Origin of the sequence: Dietzia sp. Cai40 (assembly GCF_014145165.1) — a bacterium.
GTDB lineage: Bacteria > Actinomycetota > Actinomycetes > Mycobacteriales > Mycobacteriaceae > Dietzia > Dietzia natronolimnaea.
In genome coordinates, this window is sequence record NZ_JAALEB010000319.1 from 1 (window position 1) to 6,910 (window position 6,910).

At 71.1% G+C, this 6,910-nt stretch carries 10 protein-coding genes; 5 read left to right on the forward strand and 5 right to left on the reverse strand.

From position 1 onward, the window contains the following. The 3 genes from G6022_RS12195 to G6022_RS12205 all read right to left on the reverse strand — a co-directional run. On the reverse strand, window positions 1-208 hold a 208-nt coding region (locus tag G6022_RS12195), incomplete at its 3' end, for a hypothetical protein (protein ID WP_206682379.1). 26 nt (window positions 209-234) lie between these two features. Further along, on the reverse strand, window positions 235-597 hold the full coding sequence (locus tag G6022_RS12200) for an MTH1187 family thiamine-binding protein (protein ID WP_182610513.1): 363 nt from the start codon (window positions 595-597) through the stop codon (window positions 235-237). A 60-nt stretch (window positions 598-657) separates the two neighbouring features. Beyond that, entirely contained in the window at window positions 658-1,788 is a 1,131-nt protein-coding gene (locus G6022_RS12205; protein WP_182610514.1) for an LLM class flavin-dependent oxidoreductase, read from the reverse strand. An 81-nt stretch (window positions 1,789-1,869) separates the two neighbouring features. Here G6022_RS12205 and G6022_RS12210 point away from each other — a divergent pair, with 81 nt between their 5' ends. Beyond that, window positions 1,870-2,295, forward strand: a complete 426-nt coding sequence (locus G6022_RS12210) for a DUF1622 domain-containing protein (protein WP_182610515.1) — start codon at window positions 1,870-1,872, stop codon at window positions 2,293-2,295. Then, window positions 2,292-2,702, forward strand: coding sequence for a cupin domain-containing protein (locus G6022_RS12215; RefSeq protein WP_182610516.1), 411 nt, complete (start codon window positions 2,292-2,294; stop codon window positions 2,700-2,702). Before G6022_RS12210 ends, G6022_RS12215 begins: the two co-directional genes overlap by 4 nt. Window positions 2,703-2,750: 48 nt before the next feature. Here the strand turns inward: G6022_RS12215 and G6022_RS12220 are convergent, their stop codons facing one another. Beyond that, the gene (locus G6022_RS12220; RefSeq protein WP_347238177.1) at window positions 2,751-3,572 is read right to left on the reverse strand and encodes an SDR family NAD(P)-dependent oxidoreductase; all 822 of its coding nucleotides are present in this window, start codon (window positions 3,570-3,572) and stop codon (window positions 2,751-2,753) included. Between the two features lie 92 nt (window positions 3,573-3,664). After that, window positions 3,665-4,462 (reverse strand): SDR family oxidoreductase, encoded by a 798-nt coding sequence (locus tag G6022_RS12225; protein WP_182639689.1) that lies wholly within the window; start codon window positions 4,460-4,462, stop codon window positions 3,665-3,667. 157 nt (window positions 4,463-4,619) lie between these two features. Between G6022_RS12225 and G6022_RS12230 the strand changes: the two genes are divergently transcribed. The 3 genes from G6022_RS12230 to G6022_RS12240 all read left to right on the forward strand — a co-directional run. Then, the gene (locus G6022_RS12230; RefSeq protein ID WP_182639690.1) at window positions 4,620-5,975 is read left to right on the forward strand and encodes an NAD(P)-binding domain-containing protein; all 1,356 of its coding nucleotides are present in this window, start codon (window positions 4,620-4,622) and stop codon (window positions 5,973-5,975) included. Continuing rightward, window positions 5,972-6,625 carry a TetR family transcriptional regulator gene (locus G6022_RS12235; RefSeq protein WP_182639691.1) on the forward strand — a complete coding sequence of 218 codons (654 nt, stop codon included), beginning with the start codon at window positions 5,972-5,974 and terminating at the stop codon, window positions 6,623-6,625. The genes G6022_RS12230 and G6022_RS12235 overlap by 4 nt, the downstream gene beginning before the upstream one ends. Beyond that, the coding region (locus tag G6022_RS12240) for an alpha/beta fold hydrolase (RefSeq protein ID WP_182691651.1) at window positions 6,622-6,910 on the forward strand (289 nt) is incomplete at its 3' end. The genes G6022_RS12235 and G6022_RS12240, both read left to right, overlap by 4 nt.

Below are 6,910 nucleotides of genomic sequence, written 5' to 3' on the forward strand. Positions count from 1 at the left end.
GGGCGGCCGCGGCGAAAAGCAACACCGCCAGCGCGCTCCACAGCAGGACGTCCAAGGTGCCGGCCTCGGGGGAGGTCAGTTCCACGGCCGCCACCACCAGCGCGCCGATCCCGCCGAGCGCGGTGGCCGCCACGTACGCGACCGTCTGCGGACCACGCGGGGCGGCACCGTCCGCGCCGTGCAGGCCGTCGGATCCGGAGTCGTTCACAGAGTGATCCGAGGGAGTGCGGGAGGTCACGAGGCGACCACCTCGTCGTCGTCGCCCCTCTCCCCACCCCCGGGGTCCGCCGCCAGGCCGTGTTGCAGGCGGCGCTCCACCCGGTCCACCTTCCCGCGCAACTCACCGGAGCGGCCGGGCCGCAGGTCGGCCTTGAGCACCAGACTCACCCGCGGGGACACCGCCAGGACCGCCTCGGTGGCGGCGCGGATGACGGGCATGACCTCGTCCCAGTCGCCCTCGATTGTGGTGAACATCGAGGTGGTTTCATGCGGCAGTCCGGACGCGCGGACCACCCGGACCGCCTCGGCCACGGCCTCGCTCATGGACGCCGAGTCGTCCGCGGTCGTGGTGGGAGCGACGGAGAACGCGAAGAGCATGACACCACCGTAAGCCTCCGCCCCGTCCCACGCAGATCGACTCCCGCCCGGACCCGACCGTCAGCCGCGGGACACCTGCTGCGGCACTCCGGGTTCGTACCCCGCCCCGGCGAGCAGCTCGCGGACGCGCGGGATGACCTTGCGGCCGTAGAGGTCGATCGAGTTCATGAGGTGCTCGTGCGGGGTGGGGCCGCTGGCGTACTTGAGGTCGAAGCGGTCCAATCCCAGTGTGCGCACGGTCGCGGCGATCTTCTGTGCGACGGTCTCGGGTGAACCCACGTACATCGCCCCGGACCTCACCTCGCGGTGGAAGTCGGCCTCCCCCGCGTCCCCCCAGCCCCGCTCGCGGCCGATCTTGTTGCGGTTGACCAGCCAGTGGGGCAGGGCCAGGGCGGCGGCCTTCTCGTCGGTCTCCGCGACGAAACCCGGCGAGTGCACGGCGATCGGCAACCGCGGGGCGTCGGTGCCCGCGAGCTGCGCGTTGGCCTGGCGGTACAGGTCGGCGAAGGGGGCGAAGCTGCCGGCGGGCCCGCCGATGATCGCCAGCATGAGGGGCATCCGGTAGCGGGCCGCGCGCACCACGGATTCGGGGCTGCCGCCCACGGCGATCCACGCGGAGAGCCCGCCCTCGGTCTCCGGGTACACGCGCTGGTCGACCAGGGGACGCCGCAGCTCCCCGGACCACGTCACCGGCGTCTCGGGCAGCAGCGCGGAGAACAGGTCCAGCTTCTCGCTGAACAGCTGCTCGTACTGCTGGAGATCGAGGCCGAACAGCGGGAACGACTCGGTGAAGGACCCGCGCCCCAGAACGACCTCGGCGCGCCCGTTCGACAGGGCGTCGATCGTGGAGAAGCGCTGGAACACCCGGACCGGGTCGTCACTGGACAGGACGGTGACCGCCGAGCCGAGCGTGATGCGCTGCGTCCGGGTCGCGATGCCGGCGAGCACCACATCCGGGGCGGAGACGGCGTAGTCGGGGCGGTGGTGCTCCCCCACCCCGAAGGCGTCGACGCCCACCTCGTCGGCGAGCACCGCCTGCTCGACGACGTCCCGGATCACCTGGGCGTGGTGGACCCGCGCGCCTCGGTCATCGACGGTGGTGTCGCCGAAGGTGTCGAGGCCAAAGGCGACGGAGTGTGACGCTGGAGATGCGGAGGTGGCGGGCGTGGCGGAGGTGGTGTGTTGAGTCATGCCCCCACTTTAGTTGATCTGTCAACCATAGGGTCTGCGGAGGTCCCTCTCGCCCCGGCCGGGCGGGTCTACAGTTCGTTCATGACGTTCACAGAGGCCGTGGAACTGGTGGGCAAGACCATGGACGCGGCCGGCGTGGCCGCCATCGTGGTGGGCGCGTTGGTGGCGGCCATGTTCGCCCTCGACCCGCGTCGACGACACGGCCCGGAGGGTGACGTCTACACCGCATTCCGGCGCCGTCTCGGCCGCGCGATCCTGCTGGGCCTGGAACTCCTGGTGGCCGCGGACATCATCCGGACCGTCGCGATCTCGCCGAGCTACGACTCGGTGGGGTTGCTCGCGTTGGTCGTGCTCATCAGGACGTTCCTCAGCTGGTCGCTCGAACTCGAGATCTCGGGCCGGTGGCCGTGGCAGAAGCGAGCCGGATCGCGAGCCGACCGCACCCGGCATGATGGAGACGACCAGGCGCGAGCCGACGTGCACGAGAGCGAGAGGACCACACCATGACCGACACCGATCACGGACCCCACCCCTACGTCGTCAACATCGAGGACGCGACCCTCGCCAACACCAACTACCGGACCACGCTGTGGACCGGGAAGCACCTGCAGATGACGGTCATGGCGATCGCTCCCGGGGACGACATCGGCCTCGAGGTGCACGAGGACCACGACCAGTTCCTGCGGGTCGAGCAGGGTCGCGGTCGCGTCCAGATGGGACCGGCCGAGGACCGCCTGGAGTTCGACGAGGAGGTCGGCGACGACTGGGTGATCCTCGTCCCCGCCGGGTCGTGGCACAACGTCACCAACATCGGCGACGAGCCGCTCAAGGTCTACTCGATCTACGCCCCGCCGGAGCACGAGCACGGCACCGTCCACGCGACCAAGGCCGAATCGGACGCCGACGAGCACTGAGACACCTCGGGCACAGGGCCACCTGGGTCCCCGAGCTCGTCCACGGCGTCAGGCGCCGGCGGGCCCCTCGTCCCGCCGGCGCCTCGTCGCGCGCACGTACCTGGTGAGCATCGTGTCCATCAGCGCCGGCGACAGGCGCTGCAGACGCCACGTCGCCCGCGCCCGCGCGGGTTCGATCACGAGCGCCCGGTTCCCCAGGACACCACGCAGGACGCTCTCCGCCAGCAGATCCGGGTCCAGCGGCTCCCGCACGCCCTGACCCTCGAGGTAGTAGTGACGGCCGTCGAAGCCGTCGAGCTCGCCCTTGTCCAGGATCGCGGTGTCCACCGCAGCCGGGCACACCACGGTCACCCCGACGCCGTGGCCGGCCGCCTCCGCGCGCAGCGAGAGCCCGAGCCCCACCACCGCGTGCTTGGTCATGGCGTAGCTGGTGATCAGGCCCGCCGGGCACAACCCGCCCATGGAGGCGGTGAGCACGAGCGATCCCGTTCCCCGGCGGATCATCTCCGGGTACGCGGCGTGGACGCAGTGCACGACCCCGCGGATGTTCACGTCGACGATCGCGTCCCACTGCCCCAGGGTGAGCAGCTCGGTGTCCCCGCCCCAGGTGATTCCGGCGTTGGCGAACATCAGGTCCAGGCCCCCGTGCTCGGCGACCACCTCGCCGACCAGGTCCGACACCGCCCGGGCGTCGGTGACGTCGAGCGCCTCCGACCGGGCCGATCCCCTTCCCGTCGTACCCGGGGTGATCTCCTCCGCCACCCGCCGGGCGGCCACCGGGTCGATGTCCGTCACCACGACGTGGGCGCCGGCCGCCACCAGGGCGCGGGCCAGTGCGGCGCCGATCCCCGAGCCACCTCCGGTGACGATCGCGGATCTCCCGGCGAATCCCGGGGTGCCGGAGCGGCTTCTCTCGCGGCCCGCACCCCGGCGTCCGTTTGTCGCGCGGCCGCGACCCGGCCTCACGAGAACGCCTTGGTCGCCAGGCCGAGCACGTCCGGATAGCGGCGCAACTGGGCCCCGCCGTCAACGGCCAGGTCCTCCCCCGTCATCCAGGGCGAGTCGGCGAGGTAGAGCACCGCCCGAGCGACGTCCTCCGCGGTGCCCCGGTGCGGGACCGCCGCGTTCTCGGCGTACTCCTCGGCGAGCCCGGGGATCTGCAGGACCGGTTCGGTGAGCGGGGTGACGAGGAATCCGGGAGACACCGTGTTCACCCGGATCCCCCGCTCCCCGAGCTCGAGCGCGGCGACCTGCGCGAGCATCACCAGGCCAGCCTTGGCCGCGCAGTACGCGGCCATCCCCCGTCCGGGTTGCCGCGCGTTGAGCGAGGCGATGGCGACGATCGAGCCGCCCTCACCGACCACGCCTCCGGCGTGCTTGAGGACGAGGAACGTGCCGGTGAGGCACACGTCCACCACTCGCCTGAACTCAGCGGTGTCGTGGTCGGTGACCAGCCCGAGCGTGCTCACCCCGGCCGTGGTGACGACCAGCTCGGGGGCGATACCGGTGAACAGCGCCTCCACCGACGACTCGTTCACCACGTCGACGACCCTGTGCTCGTGGCTCGGGGCGTCAGCCGCGCCCGCCAACCCGCCCGCGCCCTGGAGCTCGGCCGCGCGCGCCTCGGCGAGGTCGCCGTTGACGTCGGCCACCGTCACCCGCCACCCGTCCGAGGCGAGCTGTTGCGCCGTGGCCCATCCGATCCCGGATGCGCCACCGACCACCACCGCGTGCCGCCTCCCGGTCGTGTCGTCTGCCATTTCCGCCTCCGTCCGGGATGGGGCCCTGGGCGGGGTGCCCCGTCGGCGCGCGCGGGACGCTGTTGACGCCCGTCAATCCCTGGCCATAATCTAGGACCGCAATGTGATTCGCGCCATAGCTTTCCGGCGCGGCGGTCCCCGGCCCGAAGAGGTTTCCATGACACCCATCCCCACTGTCGCCGTCATCGGCGCGGGCATCAGCGGTCTCACCACCCTCAAGATGCTCGACGACTACGGCATCGAGGCGGTGGGCTTCGAGGCCTCCGACCGGATCGGCGGGAACTGGGCGTTCGACAATCCCAACGGGAGCTCGAGCGCGTACCGGTCGCTGCACATCGACACCTCCAAGCACCAGCTGAGCTTCCGGGACTTCCCCATGCCCGAGGAGTTCCCGGACTTCCCGCACCACTCGCAGATCAAGCAGTACCTCGACGACTACGCCGAGGCCTTCGACCTGCTGCGCCGCATCGAGTTCGAGAACCGGGTCCTGCACGCCGAGCGGCTCGAGGGCGGCGGCTGGGAGCTGACCACCGAACGCACCGGCACCCGCCGTTTCGACGCGCTCGTGGTGGGCAACGGACACCACTGGGACCCGCGGTTCGGCGACTTCCCGGGTGAGTTCACCGGCGAGATGATCCACTCGCACGCCTACGTCGACCCGTGGGACCCGCTCGAACTGCTGGACAAGCGCATCCTCGTGGTGGGCCTGGGCAACAGCGCCGCCGACATCGCGGTCGAGTTGTCCTCCAAGGTGATGCGCAACGAGGTGGTGATCTCCACCCGGTCGGGCGCGTGGATCGTCCCGAAGTACATCGCCGGCAAACCGGCCGACAAGTACTTCGCCACGTTCCCGTTCCTGCCCTACTCGTGGCAGCGCAAGGCCATCCAGGCCATGCAACCGATGTCCGCGGGCCGGCCGGAGTCCTACGGACTGCCCACGCCCAACCACAAGTTCTTCGAGGCGCACCCCACCCAGTCCGTCGAGTTGCCGCTCCGGCTCGGCTCGGGGGACATCACGGCCAAGGGCAACATCGCCCGGTTCGAGGGGCGGACCGTGCACTTCGAGGACGGCACGGCGCAGGACTTCGACGTGGTCATCCAGGCCACCGGCTACAACACCTCGTTCCCCTTCTTCGACCCCGAGTTCCTCAGCGCCGACGCCCACAACCACGTGCCGCTCTACAAGCGGATGTTCTCCCCGGGCATCGACGACCTCGTGATGGTCGGCTTCGCCCAGTCCACGCCCACGCTGTTCCCGTTCGTCGAGGCCCAGGCCCGGCTGGCGGCCGCGTGGGCGGCCGGCCTGTACCGGACGCCGGACCGCACGGAGATGGAGCAGGTCATCGTGGCGGACGAGAAGAAGTACATCGGGCACATGCTCGACACCGCGCGGCACCAACAGCAGGTGGACTACTTCCTCTACGAGCACGACCTGCGGACCCGGGAGATCCCGGCGGGCCGCGAGCGCGCGGCACGCTCCGGCGGGATGATCCGGACGGCGGCGCCCGCGTGAGCGGGAACGGCACCTCCGGCGAGGGCAACAACGGCTCTCCCCGGGGCGACCGACGCCGGGAGGCTCTGCTGGCCGAGCTCGACCGACAACTGCGCACCACCAAGCTCGACGACATCTCGGTGGCCGACCTCACCGACGCCGCCGGCATCACCCGCTCGGCGTTCTACTTCTACTTCGACTCCAAGGCCGCGGCGGTGACCGTGTTGCTCTCCTCCATCCAGGCGACCGCCGCCAAGTCCAACGACATGCTGGTGAACTCCGACGGTCGCTTCCGGTCGCGCGTGCACGCCACGCTGAGCCGGCTCGCGGACCGGATGGTCGACAACGCGCACGTCTACCGTGCCCTGCTCACCGCACGCACCACGCACGAGCCCATGCGCCGCCTGTGGAACGAGGGGCGGGCCGAGCTGGCGACGCCCATCGCCGAGTACATCCGCTCCGAGCGGGCGGCCGGCCGGGCCCCCGACGGGGCCGACCCGGACTCGCTCGCCACGGCCCTGATCCAGATCAACGAATCGGTTCTCGAACACCTCGTCTACGACCCCGGTGCGGATCGCGAGCCCATGATCGCCACCGCCTCGGACCTGTGGGTCCGGGCCATCTACGGCCGCCCGGACCCCGCGGTCGACAACCCAGGAGAACCCTCGTGACCAGCCAGATCACCCCCCTCGACCTCGACTTCCGCTCCGGGGGGGACACCTGCCGCGGGTGGTTCCTGCCCGCGGCCGGGACAGATCCCGCACCGTGCGTCGTCCTGGCACACGGGCTGGGCGGAACGGCCGACTCGGGCCTGCTCCAGTTCGCCGAGGCCTTCGCCGCCGCCGGGTACGCGGCGTTCGCGATCGACTACCGCGGCTTCGGACGGTCTGACGGCGGGCCCCGGCAGGTCGTCTCGCCGTCGCGGCAGCAGGACGACGTCCGGGCGGCGGTCGCCG